The sequence below is a fragment of the Hallella sp. genome (assembly GCF_037460745.1).
Lineage (GTDB): Bacteria > Bacteroidota > Bacteroidia > Bacteroidales > Bacteroidaceae > Prevotella > Prevotella faecis.
This window is the reverse complement of sequence record NZ_JAXVAE010000116.1, coordinates 43,736-60,965: the sequence shown is the minus strand read 5'-3', so window position 1 is coordinate 60,965 and position 17,230 is coordinate 43,736. Positions and strand designations below refer to the sequence as shown.

At 53.7% G+C, this 17,230-nt stretch carries 12 protein-coding genes; 6 read left to right on the top strand and 6 right to left on the bottom strand.

What is annotated here, in order from left to right; translation table 11 throughout:
• Nucleotides 1–3: 3 nt before the first annotated feature.
• Nucleotides 4–2,811, top strand: a complete 2,808-nt coding sequence (locus WKK33_RS07925) for a hypothetical protein (RefSeq protein ID WP_337933255.1) — start codon at nt 4–6, stop codon at nt 2,809–2,811.
• Nucleotides 2,812–2,934: 123 nt separating this feature from the next.
• Here the strand turns inward: WKK33_RS07925 and WKK33_RS07920 are convergent, their stop codons facing one another.
• Nucleotides 2,935–3,219, bottom strand: coding sequence for a putative quinol monooxygenase (locus WKK33_RS07920; protein WP_337568878.1), 285 nt, complete (start codon nt 3,217–3,219; stop codon nt 2,935–2,937).
• Between the two features lie 148 nt (nt 3,220–3,367).
• Between WKK33_RS07920 and WKK33_RS07915 the strand changes: the two genes are divergently transcribed.
• Nucleotides 3,368–4,291 (top strand): hypothetical protein, encoded by a 924-nt coding sequence (locus WKK33_RS07915; protein ID WP_337933253.1) that lies wholly within the window; start codon nt 3,368–3,370, stop codon nt 4,289–4,291.
• A gap of 39 nt (nt 4,292–4,330) precedes the next feature.
• Nucleotides 4,331–4,594 (top strand): GlsB/YeaQ/YmgE family stress response membrane protein, encoded by a 264-nt coding sequence (locus tag WKK33_RS07910; protein WP_215758786.1) that lies wholly within the window; start codon nt 4,331–4,333, stop codon nt 4,592–4,594.
• Nucleotides 4,595–4,942: 348 nt separating this feature from the next.
• On the opposite strand, the gene hisS is transcribed toward WKK33_RS07910, so the two are convergent.
• Genes hisS through WKK33_RS07885 form a run of 5 tightly spaced genes read right to left on the bottom strand, consistent with a single transcriptional unit; the run spans nt 4,943 to nt 10,081 of the window.
• Nucleotides 4,943–6,307, bottom strand: coding sequence for a histidine--tRNA ligase (gene hisS, locus WKK33_RS07905; protein WP_215758785.1), 1,365 nt, complete (start codon nt 6,305–6,307; stop codon nt 4,943–4,945).
• 12 nt (nt 6,308–6,319) lie between these two features.
• A complete protein-coding gene (locus WKK33_RS07900) occupies nt 6,320–7,597 on the bottom strand; it encodes an adenylosuccinate synthase (RefSeq protein WP_215758784.1) in 1,278 nt (425 codons plus the stop codon).
• Nucleotides 7,598–7,645: 48 nt separating this feature from the next.
• Nucleotides 7,646–8,320, bottom strand: coding sequence for a YggS family pyridoxal phosphate-dependent enzyme (locus WKK33_RS07895; protein WP_337469164.1), 675 nt, complete (start codon nt 8,318–8,320; stop codon nt 7,646–7,648).
• The gene (locus WKK33_RS07890; RefSeq protein ID WP_287768618.1) at nt 8,320–8,838 is read right to left on the bottom strand and encodes a DUF4494 domain-containing protein; all 519 of its coding nucleotides are present in this window, start codon (nt 8,836–8,838) and stop codon (nt 8,320–8,322) included. The genes WKK33_RS07895 and WKK33_RS07890 overlap by 1 nt, the downstream gene beginning before the upstream one ends.
• Nucleotides 8,839–8,872: 34 nt before the next feature.
• Nucleotides 8,873–10,081, bottom strand: coding sequence for a replication initiation protein (locus WKK33_RS07885; protein ID WP_337469158.1), 1,209 nt, complete (start codon nt 10,079–10,081; stop codon nt 8,873–8,875).
• A 414-nt stretch (nt 10,082–10,495) separates the two neighbouring features.
• Between WKK33_RS07885 and WKK33_RS07880 the strand changes: the two genes are divergently transcribed.
• The 3 genes from WKK33_RS07880 to WKK33_RS07870 all read left to right on the top strand — a co-directional run bounded on the left by WKK33_RS07880 (nt 10,496) and on the right by WKK33_RS07870 (nt 17,183).
• The gene (locus WKK33_RS07880; protein WP_337636752.1) at nt 10,496–11,812 is read left to right on the top strand and encodes a hypothetical protein; all 1,317 of its coding nucleotides are present in this window, start codon (nt 10,496–10,498) and stop codon (nt 11,810–11,812) included.
• 998 nt (nt 11,813–12,810) lie between these two features.
• Nucleotides 12,811–14,256 carry an RNA-binding domain-containing protein gene (locus WKK33_RS07875; protein ID WP_337933249.1) on the top strand — a complete coding sequence of 482 codons (1,446 nt, stop codon included), beginning with the start codon at nt 12,811–12,813 and terminating at the stop codon, nt 14,254–14,256.
• A gap of 836 nt (nt 14,257–15,092) precedes the next feature.
• On the top strand, nt 15,093–17,183 hold the full coding sequence (locus tag WKK33_RS07870) for a family 43 glycosylhydrolase (protein ID WP_337933247.1): 2,091 nt from the start codon (nt 15,093–15,095) through the stop codon (nt 17,181–17,183).
• Nucleotides 17,184–17,230: the final 47 nt, after the last annotated feature.

The window sequence follows — 17,230 nt, the reverse complement described above, 5'->3', positions numbered from 1 at the left end:
TCAATGAAAACATCACTCAAGAACATAGCGGCCGTAGCAATGCTCTCGGCCTACGCCGCCACGGCACACGCCCAACTGAAGGGTAGTGCGCTCAACTATATGCTGCAACGGCCCCGTGTGGCCAAGCAATACGCCGACAAGAAACTCTTCGACCACCTCTTCGTGGATGCGGGAGCGGGTGTCAACGTCATGGGGTACAGCCATCCCGAGGCGGGCACATTCGGACAGGTGAACCTCGGCGATTGGATAACGCCCGAGCACGGATGGCGCCTGGGCGTGAACGCGGGCTACGCGCGCACGGCGGGCGTGAAGGCCAAATATGCCGGCCTGTCTATCGATTACCTGATGAACATCACCTCGCTCGGACAGCGGGGCGCCACCTATAGCGCGCGCGCCTTTGAGCTCTATGGCATAGCGGGCCTCGACCTGGCCACCTCGCGCCATGAGGGCAACGCCGAGTATGGCATGGGGGCGCACATCGGCTTGCGCGGACAGGTGGCATTGTCGCCCTTCACCTATTTTTATATAGAGCCTAAGATTGGCCTCGTGAGCGACCGGCTCTCGCAGGCCGAGACGTGGCACGGCTATCGCCCCTTGGCCACCACGATGGTGGGATTGGGCTACCGCCTGCCCGAGACGCGCCTCACGGGCACGGGCAACTCGTACCGCCGCTTCATCGACGGGTTGTTTGTTGGAATGGCCGCTGGTCCGGCATTCCTCGCCAATGTGGACGGCAAACTGGTGGGCGACATGGGATCGCGATTCACGGGAAGCGTGGGCCGATGGTTTGACAACTATAACGCCTTGCGACTCTCGGGCAACATCAGCCTGGTGAAGCAGCCCGGCGACAACAAGGTGAAGGCCGTGGGCGCACAGCTCGACTACCTGCTCAACCTGCACAACGCCTTTGGAGGCATCAACCCCGACCGCTGGTTCTGGGTGAACGGGGTGGCCGGTGTGAGCTACAACTATACCACCGACGACATGCGCGACCACAAGCATGTGCTCGGAGCGGGCGCTGGCTTGCAGGCCAACGTGCGCATGACACGCGAGCTGAGCCTCACCGTGGAGCCGAGGGTCGACTTCTACGGCGACAACTACGCCCAGCACACCACATCGTTCCGCAAGAAGATGGATGTGGTGCCTTCGGTGTTGGCCGGTCTGACCTACACCTACCAAGGACGCAACCTGACGGCGAAGCCCACCGACACATGGCACTCGCTGGGATGGCACGACCACACATTTGTAGAGGGAGCCATTGGCGCCAATGTCATGGTGGCTCGCAAGCCATTAACCAACATGAGCAGCTACCTCATGCCGCAAGCCTACATAGGCGTGGGCAAATGGTACTCGCCCGTGAGTGGTGCCCGTTTGTGGGCGCAGGTGGCCAAGACGCAATGGAGCGATAACGACGACCGCTACACCCATCTCACCGTGGGCGCCGACTACCTGCTCAACCTCACCAATGCTTTCTATGGCTATCGCCGCAACCGCGCCTTCGACTTCACGGCCGCCATGGGTGTGAACCTTGCGAAGCGCGAGAAGCGCGACATGCCTTACGTGGGTGTCGACGCCGCGCTGCGTGGCACATGGCATGTGTCGCGACTGGTGGCGCTGTTCGTAGAGCCGCGCCTCATGGCCTACTCGGGCAGTTATATGCCCACCTCGCTGAGCACCACAGGTGTCGACCTGCTGGCAAACGTCAACGTGGGCATGCAGTTTAACATGGATGGTTACGAGCGGAGCCTGGCCCAGCGCCAAGTGCGCGACAATGGCGATTGGAAACGCAGCTCATTCACGGTGGCCGCAGGTATGACCAACCGTGTGGGCCAACTGAAGACGTGGAAGAAATACTCGCCCATCGCACGACTGGGCTACACCCAGTGGTTCTCGCCCTATATGGCATGGCGCGGCAACCTGCAAGGCATGGTGAGCCGCAAGGAGGGCAAGAGCCGTTACGCTCAGGCGCTGGCCGGCGCCGACCTCATGCTCGACCTCACCGCATACACCTACGGCTACGACGCCTCGCGCCCGCTGGCGGTGAGAGCGTTGGTGGGTGCCAACGTGGGCGCCGACTATGGCAACCACTACTACTCGTTTGCTCCCGATGTGCACGTGGGCGGACAGTTGGCCATGCGCCTCACCGACCACATCAGCCTGGTGGCCGAGCCACAGGTGGCCTACAACCTCTCGGCCCGATTCAGCAACAAGCGCCGCCAACGCATCATGCCACAACTGATGGTGGGCCTCGACTACAGCTTGCAGCGCAGCCGTCGCAACGCCGACCTCGACGAGGCTCCCGAGCATCCTAACGTGGTTTCGGTGAGCTTGGGAACAGGGGTCAACTCAGAGAATTTCGGTGAGCGCAGAGGACTGGATCAGCGCCTGTCGTTTGTGGCCGACATGAGCTATGGCCGTTGGCTCGATGGAGTGAATGGTGTGCATGCCGGACTGAGCAACTCGGTGATCCAACGCAACGGTAAGGGCAACGAGAGCGTCACCTCGATCCACGCTGGCTACATGATGAACATCAAGAGCGCCGTGACGGGCGAGAGCACCGCCGACCATACGTTCCAACTGACGGGTATAGCCGCCGCATCGCTCAACATCGCCTCATGGAAGAACCACGACACGAAGGTGGCGCCCGGACTGATGGGTGCCGTGCAGGCGGGTGTGATGGTGGCGCCCAACGTGGAGCTTTACCTGGAGCCGTCGGCCACGGTGTTTGCCAAGAAGATTGCGCTCACGCCTAAGAACCACCCTGTGGAGGGAGAGCTCAAGCTCAGCTTGGGAACGAAGGTCAACTTCTAAGGAACCCGCATAACACGACGATGCCACGAACCTCCGTGGGCGATGAAGCACATACATGCTTCTTCCCGGAGATTCGTGGCATTGTTGTATGTTGGGGGTAGCGCGGTGTAACCCCACGAAGGCTTAGAAAGCAAACTGCTCGAGCTTCAAGCCGCTCTTGGTGAGCGCTTCAATTTGGGGCACAAGGGTGGTGAAATGCTTAGAGGCCATGTGGGCTTTCAGCACCTCCTCGTCCTTCCATGTCTCGCAAATCATCATCACGCCCTTGCGTGTGCCGCTCACAAAATAGTCGTAAGCCACATTGCCCTCGTCGTTGAGCGATTTCTCAACCAGCTCCTTGCACAAAGCGCAGATCTCGGCGGACTTGGCTTCTTCCTTCACTTCGAAAAACACATTTAATCTAATCATATCCGTAATGTTAAGGGTTAATAACGACCGCAAAGGTACGGATTTGAGATGAAACATCACCCTATTTAGTTAAATAATCGCCGTTTTGCTTGCAACCGAAGGAAAAACTTATTATTTTTGTAAGCATATTAACATCTACCATGCACCTATGAATACAAAAACCTTACGTTCGTTCCGCGCATCTTGGAACTCATTTGCCAAACACATCACCACGCCATCCAGCCAGCGAGCAATCGGTCAGGCCTTGCTTGTCGCAATCCTTCTGGCCGTCGGCACCTTGGGCGCTCAGGCCCAAACCGACAATCCACGAGGCGTTTACAAGTTGACCAAGATAATCGACAATACGGGAACCATGCTTCTCGCCCCTTTCGATCAATACAAGATTTGCACCGAAGAGATAACGCTGATGGTAAACATTCGTAACCAAATGTTCAAAATTGGCGATAACGACCACTTTGTATTCAACTACACAGGCGAAGATCCCGACCCCGCCAATCCCACAGCCTCTCGCATCTACGATAGCGACGCCAATCATTTCACCTTGAAATGGTGGAGCACCCTTCCAACGCTCTTATTCCCCAAAGACGATTGGTGCACAGAGTATTACGAGGCCAACAAATATTCAGACAAGGGAAAAATGCTCTTTGATGCCATCATGAAACCTGCGGAAAAAGTGGGTAAGGGCCGAACGCTTTACGGCCATTGGCACACCGTGGGCATATACGATGAGATGGTCGACGTGAAGAAAGCGCTGGAAGTGATGAAAAAGAAAGGCGAGACGCCTGCCTACAACGGCCGAGACATCGTTGTGGTCAAGCCCAATCATGCGGTGTTTACGATGGGAGTTATCGTCGACATCGCGTCCGACGGAATAAATTACATAGAGCTGAAACCTTCGGGGGAACGTCTGAATGCCAATTGGTTGGACGACAATCAGTTTGTGGTTGCCGTCAAACGAGACCATTGTATCGATTACCAACTGTGGCAACGCATCACCGATGACGTGCCACCCGTCACGCGCATCATAGAAAACCAAGTCAAAAGCCGCAACCCCACGAACATCGGGCGATAACAAGCAGCGGAACCCAACCCATTCACAAAACACAACACCATGTTAGAACACATAGCCGACTTTACCGCATGGCCCATCCTCACGGGCATCTTCATTGGTTACATTGCCAACCGCATCATGAGTGGCGAGGGCAAGGGCTGTTGCATGAACCTATTCGTCGGCGTGGTGGGAAGCTACGCCGGAACGTTCATCAGTCACCTGCTCAACATCGAACTCTTTGGCAAGGGATTCCTCACCAACTTCGTATTCTGCCTATTGGGTGCCGTGGTGGTATTATGGATTTGGAGGAAACTATTTGGGTAGGCCGAGCCGATAACGCATCAATCATTCATTTCACGATATGGAAGAAACAACTAACACACGCCCCGTTTGCGAGCATAACCCCGAGATTACGTGCCCTTGCCCGTCCGATTGTCCACGCCATGGGAAGTGTTGCGCCTGCGTGGCCCATCACCGAAGCCACGGCAAGTTGCCATTCTGTCTAAGGCACATCGGCTAAAACATAAGAGACTGACCTTGCAAACGTAAGGTCGCAATAGCAAATAACCCAAGATCCACGCTGCGCTGCCACATAGCAACGCAAAATGGCCTTGGGTTATTTGAGATTAGGCCATCGCCTCCCCAGAACGGAAGCCTGGGGAGGGTGATGGCTTATTTCACTTCACGAATGAGCTCATCGATGCTGACCAGCTTTTGCTCACCGGTCTTCATGTTCTTCAGCGTCAGCTTGCCTTCCGCCATCTCGTTCTCTCCAGCCAAGGCAACGAAAGCAATGCCCTTGGCGTTGGCATAACTCATCTGCTTCTTCATCTTGGCCTTGTCGGGATACATCTCGGTGCGGATGCCAGCCTGGCGAGCCTTGGTTACCAAGGGCAAGCAATAAGCCGTTTCGCACTCACCGAAATTGATGAACAAGAGCTCCGTGGTGGTTACCGCCTCCTTCGGATAGAGGTCGAGCGTGTTGAGCACATCGTAGATGCGGTCGGCGCCAAACGAGATTCCCACACCCGAGAGACCCGGCATACCGAAGATTCCCGTGAGGTTGTCGTAACGACCACCACCCGTGATGGAACCCATCGGCGTATCGAGCGCCTTCACCTCGAAGATGGCTCCCGTGTAATAGTTCAGGCCACGCGCCAGCGTGAGGTCGAGCTGCATCTCGTTCTTCAGGTCGCAGGTCTTGAGGCAGTCGAGGATGAAACGGGTCTCCTCTACACCCTTCACACCCACCTCCGACGATTGCAACACATCGGCAATGACGTTGAGCTTCTCATCGTTGGTGCCCGAGAGCGAGATGATGGGCTGCAACTTCTCGATGGCCTCCTCGCTCAATCCGTTGTTGCGAAGCTCCTCGTTCACGTTGTCGAGTCCAATCTTGTCGAGCTTGTCGATGGCCACGGTGATGTCCACAATCTTGTCGGCCTCGCCAATCACCTCGGCAATGCCGGTGAGGATCTTACGGTTATTGATCTTGATCTGCACACGGATGCCCAAGCGTTGGAACACGGTGTCGATGATCTGCATCAGCTCCACCTCGTTGAGGAGCGAGTCGGACCCCACCACATCAGCGTCACACTGGTAGAACTCGCGGTAGCGGCCCTTCTGCGGACGGTCGGCACGCCACACGGGTTGGATCTGATAGCGCTTGAAAGGCAGTTGCAACTCGTCGCGGTGCATCACCACGTAGCGAGCGAACGGCACCGTAAGGTCGTAACGCAAACCCTTCTCGCAGAGACACGAAGCCAGTCGCAGGCAGTTGCGCTCGGCGAGCTCTTCGTCCGACACCTTGCTCAGGTAATCGCCCGAGTTGAGCACCTTGAAGAGCAACTTGTCGCCCTCCTCGCCATATTTTCCCATCAGCGTCTTGAGAGTCTCCATCGCGGGTGTCTCAATCTGCTGGAAACCATACAAGGCGTAAACCTCCTTGATGGTGTTGAAGATATAATTGCGTTTGGCCATCTCCTCCGGGCCGAAGTCGCGTGTGCCCTTTGGGATGGACGGTTTCTGATTTCCCATAAAAAACAATCTTTATTTTCTGACAATCGTCTGTTCGCGGTCCGGACCGATAGAAATGATGCGGATAGGCGTCTCGAGATACTCCTCAAGGAAAGCCACATAATCCTTGAACGGCTGTGGGAACTGGTCCTCGCTGGTGAAATGGGTCATATCGGTCTTCCAACCCGGGAACTCCTTATAAATAGGTGTCACGTCATTGATCTCATAGGGGAAGTCGCTCGTCTCGGTTCCATCGGCCAGGCGATAAGCCACACAAGCCTTGACGGTCTCGAAGGTGTCGAGCACATCGCTCTTCATCATGATGAGCTCGGTAACGCCATTGAGCATAACGCTATACTTGAGCTGCACAAGGTCGACCCATCCGCAACGACGCTCACGACCGGTAACGGCACCATATTCATGTCCGAGGTCACGAATCTTAGTACCCGTCTCATCGAAGAGTTCCGTGGGGAACGGTCCAGCGCCCACGCGTGTGCAGTAGGCCTTCATGATGCCAAACACGTTGCCAATCTTGCCCGGGCCAACGCCCAGGCCGGTGCAAGCTCCGGCGCAGATGGTGTTGCTTGATGTAACGAAGGGATAGCTACCGAAGTCAACATCGAGCATGGTGCCCTGTGCACCCTCGCAGAGGATCGACTTGCCTTCGCGAAGCAGCTTGTTGACCTCAATCTCACTGTCAACGATATGGAATCCGCGCAGATACTCCACGCCTTCCATCCATTTCTTCTCCGTCTCCTCCAGTCCGTCGAAGTCGGTCCAGCCCAGCTCTTTCAGGCGGGTCATGTGGAGCGCCTTATGCTTGGCATACTTCTCCTCGAAATTGTCGAGAATGTCGCCCACACGCAGACCGGTGCGGCTTACCTTGTCGGTATAGGTCGGGCCAATGCCCTTGCCCGTCGTTCCAACCTTGTTCTTGCCCTTCGTGGCCTCGATGGCACGGTCGAGAAGGCGGTGGGTAGGCATAATGAGGTGAGCCTTCTTAGAGATGTGCAAACGGCTCTGCAACTCGTGGCCGCTCTTCTCCAAGCTACGCGCCTCATCCATAAACAAGTCGGGAGCCAACACCACGCCATTACCGATGATGTTGACTTTACCTCCTTGGAAAATGCCAGAGGGTATGCTGCGAAGCACATACTTCTGTCCCTCGAACTCCAGGGTGTGTCCAGCGTTTGGTCCGCCTTGGAAGCGCGCCACAACATCATAATGCGGGGTAAGCACGTCTACGACCTTACCCTTGCCCTCATCGCCCCACTGAAGACCCAGCAGAACGTCAACTTTTCCTGTATTCATAAGCCTGAAAAATTTATTTTATGTCTGTATATTTCTTTGGTTACACTCTTAATACACACGTGGCCCGAAGATGGCCGTTCCCACGCGCACCATGGTGGATCGACATTCCACGGCGATCTGATAGTCGTGGCTCATGCCCCACGAACGCTCGCAGAACCGGTCGTCGTCGGCGAAGTAATCGCGCTTCACCTCGTCGAAGAAGTTGGCGGCCTCCATCATCTCCTTCCTGATCTGGCTCTCATCGTCCACATTGCTTGCCATCATCATCAGGCCGCTGATGTGCACATGGTTAAGCTCGCGCCATTGGCCTTCCTTCAGCATCTCGCGGCAGGCGTCGGGCGTAAAGCCATACTTCGTCTCCTCCTTGGCGATATGCAATTCGAGCAGCACGTTGATAACGCGATCGTGCTTGGCGGCCTGCTTGTTGATCTCCTTCAGGAGCTTGAAGCTATCCACCGCATCGATCATGCTGATGTAGGGCGCAATGTATTTCACCTTATTGGTCTGCAGATGACCGATGAAATGCCACTCAATGTCGTTGGGCAGCTCGGCCACCTTCTTGCTGAGCTCTTGCTCATGGCTCTCGCCAAAAATGCGTTGGCCAACGGCGTAGGCCGCCTCAAGATACTCCTTGGGGTGATACTTGCTGATGGCCACAAGGCTGACACCTTCGGGCAGGTTGCCAACCACTTGCTGTAAGTTTTTAGCAACATCCACGTTCATCACTCTGCCTCCTTACCGGTTTCCGCCTGTTCGTACTCGGGTTTGTCGTCGACCTCGTTCTGCTTCTTGGTCTTGGCGCCATGCTCAAACACATCCATGATCTGTGTCTCGGCAATCGAAACGATGTCGTAGTCGATCATGGTGCCGCCCATCACCTCGTCGATATACTTCACGGCCATGGGCAAATTGCCGGCCTGCACGAGGTAGTTGACGTTAGAGCGCTTCTCCTTCTCGGTCTTCTCGTCGAGGGTGATAAATTGCAGCTTGGCCTTGTACCACTTGTCGTCGTTGGCCTTGTCGCTGAAGAATATCTCGTGATAAGGGGCAGGCTTGATATTGGTAATCTTATAGTCGCCGCTGATATATACGCTCATCTCCTCGATAACCTCATTCTCGGCCTCGGTGAAACTCAGCGCGTCGACCACATATTGCTCGGTGACGGGCTTCTGCGAGCCGTCCTCAACAGTCTTGTCGTAACGAATCTTGGTTTCAAACCAATCGGATGTTCTTGATCTCATGATACTGGATAATATTTATTCGTTGTGTACTTTCTTATGAATTGTTGCTTGGGGGGAGCGCTTGCGCGCCCATCGCAGCCCCTGTTGCCTGCTCCTGGCGGCCCACACCTCGTATGAGATTGTCGAGCGTGCGGTAGGTGTAGGCGGCACGATCGTGGATGGTGAGGTCGCTCTTCAGGCGAGTGCGCAGGTCAACAAGCTTCGACATGGCGCTTTGGTAATTGTCGGCCGTGATGCGCTCGCTCATCTTTTGGGCCACAGCGGCGTCGAACCCGAAATAGCGCATGAGCGTTCCGGCAAACACCTGCCGCTGCTGGAGCGTGAGGTGCTGCAGGTTCTCGTTAAACTTGTTGTTGGGCTGATAGATGTGGAACACGAGCTCGTCGGGCTCGCCACCGCGCTGGCCTTGGTTGTAGACCTTCTCGTAGTCAAAGTAACAATCGCAAAAGCCGTTCTTCGCCATGGTTTGCAACTCTTCCTTGGCGGGCTCCAACACGCGGCGCGTGAAATCGCTAAACTTCTTGTAGTTCGACTCCAGGCGCAGCATCTTACGAAACTCCAAGGTGTTGATCTTGCGGTAACCCTTGTCCTTCCAACTCTCAATAAACATGTAGATGCGCTGCGAGTAGCGGTTGTGGCAGGCAAACACTATCTGCTTGCCAAGGTAATGGTAGCCAAACTCGAGGCCCACCAGGCGCTCGGCCACCGTGCGGTCGATCTTCAGGAGCGCGTATTTCTCGTAGATGCGCGGATCCTCGGGAATATACACGTCGCACAAGTTGGTCACCTTCAGGTAGTTGCGGCCATCGGCCGTCTTGTAGGGTATCTCCACGGGAATGGTGGCCAACATCTTCAAACTCTGGCGCAACTGGGGATAATGGTTGGGGTCTACGGCCAGCGACTTAAACAAGGTCTTGATCTCCAACCGCCCGTCGTTGTCGAGCTCAGCGTCGGAGAAAATCATAGGCTCGGTGCGCTGCTTGTTGAGCAACTTCCTTAGCTTGGTCTGCATAAACTCCACAATGGCCACCAAGATGCGAATCTGGATAAGCGAGTAGTCGTGGCGCATCATCGTTACGGCAAGGGGTTGCACAAGCCATGTCTCATCCTCAAGGGGGATGAGATCCGACGAGATGTTGCGCTTAATGTCTCTCTTCTTACCTTTGCCAAAGCCCTTGCGCGTCCGCGTGGCTTTGGTTTTCTTGGTTTTTCCTGTTGTGGTGATGGCCTTTTCGTCTGTCATGCGTAATAATTTTGCAGGCTTTCCTAAGAAATGCCCACAAATTTAAGACTATTTTGCGACACTACCAAGCAATTACGATAAATTAAACCATTATTCCAACCCATTCGCAACAAAAAAACAGTAGGCCGACCGAAAACGCCCACTCGACACCCTATCGCCCTTTCGACACAAAACAGCCCAAAAGATGGCACTATGACCCTGCGCCCCTCAACCGCCACCCGTCGTGTCCTCCATAATATAGAAGCCAGCCGAGGGGGAACCCCACTCCAAGCGCTCTCTCGGTCCGCCGGCAGGCTCAAAATGTAAGGGTTTGCACGAAGGATGCAATCTTTTTACGGTCAATCGTTGTTATTGCAAGAAAGATTCGCTATTTTTGCGAACACAATAGCAGCGACAAAACAAAACCCCATCCCTATGAACCACAAACAGCTCATCTTATCATTTCTCCTAATGACATGCAGCCTCCTCACGGCATCGGCCAACGACGGGGTCTATTTCACCAGCGGCAACTTCTTGGTGCCCACCCAAGAGACCGACATATCGGTCGACCGAGAAATCCTCACCATCACCATCGGTAACGACGGGTTCGCGCGTGTCGACGTCTATTATGAGTTTATGAACCACGGCGCATCCAAAACCGTGACCATGGCCTTCGAGGCCAACGCACCTTACAACGCCGACGCGCCCAAGAACCTTCGAGGCCCCCATCCTTACATCAACCATTTCACCGCCAACATGAACGGCCAACCGCTCAGCTACGACAACGCCTTGGTGCCCTTGCGCTACACCGACGGTAAGGCCAACGCCGATTTCACGCCGCTCGACCTTACACAATGGAAGAACGACAAGGAGGCGCCCCCATTGGTCGACCTGCCTAACAACCTGTTATATAACGCCAAGCTCGATAGCATCGTACCTTTCGCCTACGCCTATTTCTTCAAGGCTACGTTCCAACCGGGCCGCAACATCGTGCGCCACACCTACCGCTACCGCATGAGCTACAACGTGGCACAGCGGTTCACCATCCCTTATTGGCTCACGCCAGCCACACGATGGGCCAACCACCAGATCGACCATTTCACGCTGCGCATCACCGCCGACGAGCCCACCAGCTTCTGCCTGGCCGACTCGCTATTCCGCGACGCGCCGTTCACCACCAATCGCCACAACGACATCTACCACCTCTCGAACGATCTGAACCCAAGCATGATCTTCGCAAGGATCGGTGCAGGCGACACCCTTACGTGGCAAGCCACCCATTTCCGGCCCACCGCCGACATGTGCATCGAGGCGCCCACATGGGAACGCGCCACCATCGCCACCATCGGCCAAACCTCGGCCAAGGTGGTGGTGGACCGACAAGGGCAAGTGAGCAGATACATCGCCAACTGTGGCGACAATTATTTCATTGATGTGCAAGACTATGGATTGGTAAAGAAAAGCGAGAGCCATATCGAAGAGTATGCCGCCGAAAAAGGCCAAGGCTACCTCGTCATCAACGACGCCATGGCCCACCGCGTCAACGTTCGCCAAAGGCCCACCACCAAGAGTGCCATCGTGGGCCAAATAAGCTACCACGCCAACGAGTTGCCCGACGTGTTCCCGTGCCTCGGACTGGTGGAGGGCCAAGGAAGAAGCAACGCATGGCAATGGTTTAAGCTGAGGATAGGCAACACCACCGGATACGTCCGCCAAGACCTCATGGTCTGGGATCCCATCGATTCCTATTGAGCTCGATTTTCTCGTCTGTTTTGCTTTTTATTTGCGAATGTGGGGAGGTTCTTGAGTCTCTGAAAAACCACTAAGGTGAGAAATGGCATGAAGTTCATGATGAAGTTCATGATAATCATCCTGACGGTGATACAATACATAAAATAGCTGCAAGCCGATCGTCCGATGTTGGAAGAAAGAGCTTGCAGCCTCTTGGACTGAAAACAATCAGTTGACCTAAAAAAGTCACTAATTCCTACTGAGAGTTGTCGCAATGCCTGACATACGATCTTCTTTCACAAGAAAACAATGCGTATCTCACAGAAATTGACATTACCTGTAACTGAATCTAACTACCTAATAACCTAATAACCTAATATTCTATCTAACCTATAAACCTATGATCTCGTTGGTGCGGAGCCAAGCTCCGAAAGCTTACCGCTGGATTGATATTTCGCAAGCGGTGTGTTGCGTTGTTTTCTGGTGCAAAATTATGCATAATCTAACATACGTGCAAGCACAAAACGTTCATTACCAACAACGTTTCGTTCCATGAAACAATTGTTCCCCATTATGAACGATTTGTTATGCCTTGGCGAGAAATCGGACCATGAGAGGGAACGATTTATCCTCCCAAAGCATCACAATGCCCTAAGGCTAAGACCTCGCACAAGTGCCGGCCCTCTTAATGTTGCTCGCAAAGCTTCATCCACCAGCAATAATGCCATTGGGATGGGCTACCCTTGCGTTTTTTCGTCCATTTGGGCGTTTTATTTGCAAATACCGAGGATCATTTGCAAGAAAACCATTACTTTTGTAGGTACACCACCAATGGTTGGAAGCCCCGGAGGAATCAGCCGCCCTTGCCCTCAGCGAGAAATACGCCGTAAGCTACAAGCAGATCAAGACGACATGGCTGAGGCTAACGGCCAACTCGCCGAGTTGGTGGAACAGCTCACGGGCGATGAATTTGCCATCAAGGGACTGAAGGAGTTGGTTAAGGAGTAAAATGAAACTAAATGACACAAGAAGAATTAAAAGATATTGCCCGTTGTGGTGAAACCACCACAATCCAGTTTAAAGAGCAGTTTACAGGGCAGAAAGAAATCGCCAAGGAGATGATAGCATTTGCAAACACCCTTGGCGGACAGATATTCTTTGGCATTAAAGATAATACAGGCGAACTGGTAGGCTTGTCTTACGATGAAATACAAACCATCAGCCGTGAACTGGGAAATGCAGCCAACGAACATGTACGCCCTACCATTTACATCACCACCGATGTGGTACGCGCCGATGACAAGCATTTTCTGGTATGCGCTGTGGCACAAGGAAAGAACAAGCCCTATAAAAATCTGAATGGAGAAATATGGGTAAAACAAGGAGCTGATAAAAGACGTATAACGGAGAACTCTGAGATATTGGCTCTATTTCAAGACTCAGGCAGCTATCAGGCAGATGCAGCAGGGATGCAGGAAACAAGCTTCAATGACCTCGACCGCTATGCTCTGAATGATTATCTGAAGAAAGTTTATGCCCTGGATCTTGAAAAGCTATCAGACAATGCAGAGCAGATGCTAAAGAATATTCACGTGCTCAATCATAATGGAATCCCAACGCTTGCAGGCTACCTCTTTTTCGGTAAACATCCAGAATACTACTGCCCTACATTTATGGTGAAAGCCGTATCATTTTTTGGCAACAAACTTGCCGGAACACAATATCGTGACACAAAGGAGATTGTAGGCAACATGCCACAAATATATGAAAAGAGCATGTCGTTTCTGAAGTCGAATTTGCATAATATACAAGAAAAGGGAGCTTCGTTCAACTCGCTCGGCAAACTTGAAATCGCAGAAGAAGTATTGGAGGAAGTATTGCAGAACGCACTGGTACATAGAGACCTGCTCCGTTCTGCACCCATAAGAATATTTATTTTCGACAACAGAGTTGAGATTATCAGCCCTGGTGCATTGGCTGGCGGACTGACCGAAGAGGATATTCGTAATGGCAAAACTTATCAGCGTAATCCATATATGGCAACCTTTGCTACCAATGCCTTACATTATAGAGGTATAGGTTCGGGTATCGTGCGTATATTGGCTGAGTATCCTGAAATCGAAATAATCAATGACGTTAATGGAAAAGAGTTTAAGGTAATAGTCTGGAGAAAAGAAAATCAGATAAGTACCCAGAAAACTGACAACAGCACCCAGATGAGTACCCAGAAAACTGATAACAGTACCCAGATGAGTACCCAGAAAACAAGTGGCAGTACCCAGGAGCAGATTCTTAATATTCTGAGAGAATATCCTCAAACCAGCAGAAAAGAGTTGGCAAAAATTATTGGCATTACCGAAGATGGAATAAAAAAGCAATTGGCCAACCTCAAGAAAGCAGGAATGATAGAGCGAATAGGTGCAGACAATGGCGGTCATTGGGAGGTTAAGCCTAAAGAGAAATAAACATGTAAATAACAGCAACCAAGGCATACCTACCCCAAAGAATCAGATTTCATTAATGAACAGATAAAACATGAATTCGAGCTACAATAAGATGCAGAAGGTTTCTATCCGTTTCTTCAACGACCGCGAAGTGCGTGCCGTATGGGACGAGATGCTATCCAAATGGGGGTAAGAAGAGATGCTTGAGCTGAAGCTGAAGCCCCACGATTGCGCGTTGAACCCCAATCGGTCATTAAACCGAAATAGGGAAAACGTGGGGTGTCATAGTTTCTTTTCAAACCTAATGACCAATGGGGTTGAAAAGAACCTACAAGCATCCCCCCAATTTAACATTTCTACGCCAACACTCGCCCATAAGGTCGCAAATACGCGATTCTCAGCACGTTTACACAAGTTGCTTATATTCAACACGTTATATTTATAGCTCATCATTCCACACCCCTCGTCTTACACGAGCCATTGCGAAAGATGGCCTTTCGCAACGCGATACATGCCTAACCGTGGCTCGATAGCATACCTTTCGCAACTCGATAGCTTAGCTTTCGCAACACGAAAGATGCCTAACCGCAAATCGGCAACCCAAAAACCGCAGGACGAAGGCTCTTTTGCGGCACAAAAAACGCTCTTCTCGCCGCTTTAGCTTTCTATTTCATCGGAAAAACAAGTAGCTGTTTTCCACCAAAAATCAAGACAACCCCTTTGAGCCTTCCTTCCGCGTCGGGCGGAAAAGAAGGATGGAAAAGCAAAAACTGTTGTTTTTTGTACAATAATCATAGTTGCCGAAAGCATAATTTAACTATCTTTGCAACCAAAACCAATCCTAAGAACAAACTGATATGAAGAAAAAGCTATGGCTGCTGGCCATGATGGCTATGAGCCTCCCAGGCTTCGCCCAACTGCAAAACCCCACGTCGTGGACGGCCGACAATGGCAACGGCACCTACACCAACCCCTTGTTTTACGATGAGTTTTCGGACCCAGACATCCTGCGCGTGGGCGACGACTATTACTTGGCGGGAACCACCATGCACTCGGTGCCCGGACTGGTCATTCTGCATTCGCGCGACTTGGTGAACTGGGAGAACGTGTCGTATTGCTTCGACCGCTTCGACTTCGACGACGACGCCTTCTCGCTGAAGAACCACAAGGAGGTGTACGGACAGGGCATCTGGGCGCCCGCCATACGCTACGCCAACGGCCAGTTTTACATCTTCTCGAACGTGAACGGCAAGGGGCTGCAATGCTACACCTCGAAAGACATACACGGACCCTGGAAGCACCACAACATGAAGGGCCGCATCTACGACCTCTCGGTGCTCTTCGACGACGATGGTAAGATTTACGCCATCCACGGCTACGGCGAGGTGCATTGCACGGAGCTCCTGCCCGACATGAGCGGGCCAAAGGAGGAGACCGACCGTGTGATCATCCCCGAAGGCAGCGCCGTGGGCGAGGGCCACCACATGTATAAGATCAACGGCATGTATTATCTCATCTCGACCGACTACCAGCCCAACGGACGCACGCTCTGCTCGCGCTCGAAGAGCATCTGGGGTCCTTACGAAACCTGCGTCATCACGGCCGACGAGACGTTTGGCTACCACCCCGTGGGACTCACCCAGGTGAAGGGCCGCATTGTGCCCGACGGCTCCCATTTTGGCATAGGCCACGAGGACGAGAACGCCACGGCCTGCACCAACATTCACCAAGGAGGCATCGTGCAGACGCAGAACGGCGACTGGTATGCCCTGCTCATGATGGATTTCCACTCCATCGGCCGAACGGTAACGCTCGCACCCATCACCTGGAAGGACGGATGGCCCATGCTCGGACTGGAGGGAAACCTGGGCCGTGCGCCGCGCACATGGACCAAGCCCCACATACCCGGAGCTGAGAACATTGCTCCCCACGCGCCCTACAACCGCAACGAGACCTTCGACGGCAAGCAGCTCGGACGGGTGTGGCAATGGAACCACAACCCCGACGACCGCATGTGGAGCCTGCGCAAGGGGCGCCTGCGCCTCAACACCCTACCCGCCGAGCAGCTCATGTGGGCGCGCAACACGCTCACCCAGCGCGTCATAGGACCGAAGAGCACGGCCACGGTGCAGCTCTTCACCAAGGGCATGAAGGACGGCGACGTGGCCGGACTGGGCAACATCAACGTGCCCTGTTCGTGGACGGGCATCGTGAAGGACGGCAGCAAGCTCACGCTGAGGTGCTTCGAGCAACTCACCAACGACACCATCGACACGCCCATCACCCTCAAGGACGGGAAGATATGGCTCCAACTGGTTGGCGACTACGACAACAACACGGCCCACTACGCCTACTCCACCGACGGCAAGGAGTTTCGACAGGTAGGCCCCGAGATGAAGCTCTCCTACCAGCTCATCACCTTCCAAGGCTCGCGCGCCGCGCTCTTCGCCTTCAACCACAAGGGAAAGACGGGCGGCTACGCCGAGTTTGACCAGTTTACCGTGGATGAGCCGATGGCCGATCGCAGCACAAACATTCCCTACAACAAGACCTTCCGCATCGTGAACCTCGCCACTCGCCTGCCCATGAAAGCCCTGGGCCACGGCCTGATGCACGACACCCACGCCAACGACCACTCGGCACAGACGCGCTTCCGCATCATCGACCGAGGCGCCGGAAAGGTGGCCCTGCAATGCGAGGACGGCCGATACGTATGGGTGAGCGGCATGGGACTGCCGGGCGACGTGCGCCTCACCCACGACGCCGCCAAGGCCGAGGAGTTTATGTGGCAAGACTATCTGAACCACGAGTTTATGCTGATGTCGACCCACACGCACACCTACGTGGGTAAGAGTCCCACCACGGGCAGTTCCTACTCGATGGACTACAAGGGAGCCGACCCCGCTCGCAAGAACGGTGCGGTCTTCGTGTGGGAAGAGGAGAAATAGCCCTCGGCGCTAAGCAACAGCGAGCGTTGGCCTTTCAGAACCGTCGC

What these genes read in the sequence shown, in the direction of transcription:
- WKK33_RS07925 (WP_337933255.1), top strand. Translation starts at nt 4, where the DNA reads ATGAAAACATCACTCAAGAACATAGCGGCCGTAGCAATGCTCTCGGCC.
- WKK33_RS07920 (WP_337568878.1), bottom strand. Translation starts at nt 3,219, where the DNA reads ATGATTAGATTAAATGTGTTTTTCGAAGTGAAGGAAGAAGCCAAGTCC.
- WKK33_RS07915 (WP_337933253.1), top strand. Translation starts at nt 3,368, where the DNA reads ATGAATACAAAAACCTTACGTTCGTTCCGCGCATCTTGGAACTCATTT.
- WKK33_RS07910 (WP_215758786.1), top strand. Translation starts at nt 4,331, where the DNA reads ATGTTAGAACACATAGCCGACTTTACCGCATGGCCCATCCTCACGGGC.
- hisS (WP_215758785.1), bottom strand. Translation starts at nt 6,307, where the DNA reads ATGGGAAATCAGAAACCGTCCATCCCAAAGGGCACACGCGACTTCGGC.
- WKK33_RS07900 (WP_215758784.1), bottom strand. Translation starts at nt 7,597, where the DNA reads ATGAATACAGGAAAAGTTGACGTTCTGCTGGGTCTTCAGTGGGGCGAT.
- WKK33_RS07895 (WP_337469164.1), bottom strand. Translation starts at nt 8,320, where the DNA reads ATGAACGTGGATGTTGCTAAAAACTTACAGCAAGTGGTTGGCAACCTG.
- WKK33_RS07890 (WP_287768618.1), bottom strand. Translation starts at nt 8,838, where the DNA reads ATGAGATCAAGAACATCCGATTGGTTTGAAACCAAGATTCGTTACGAC.
- WKK33_RS07885 (WP_337469158.1), bottom strand. Translation starts at nt 10,081, where the DNA reads ATGACAGACGAAAAGGCCATCACCACAACAGGAAAAACCAAGAAAACC.
- WKK33_RS07880 (WP_337636752.1), top strand. Translation starts at nt 10,496, where the DNA reads ATGAACCACAAACAGCTCATCTTATCATTTCTCCTAATGACATGCAGC.
- WKK33_RS07875 (WP_337933249.1), top strand. Translation starts at nt 12,811, where the DNA reads ATGACACAAGAAGAATTAAAAGATATTGCCCGTTGTGGTGAAACCACC.
- WKK33_RS07870 (WP_337933247.1), top strand. Translation starts at nt 15,093, where the DNA reads ATGAAGAAAAAGCTATGGCTGCTGGCCATGATGGCTATGAGCCTCCCA.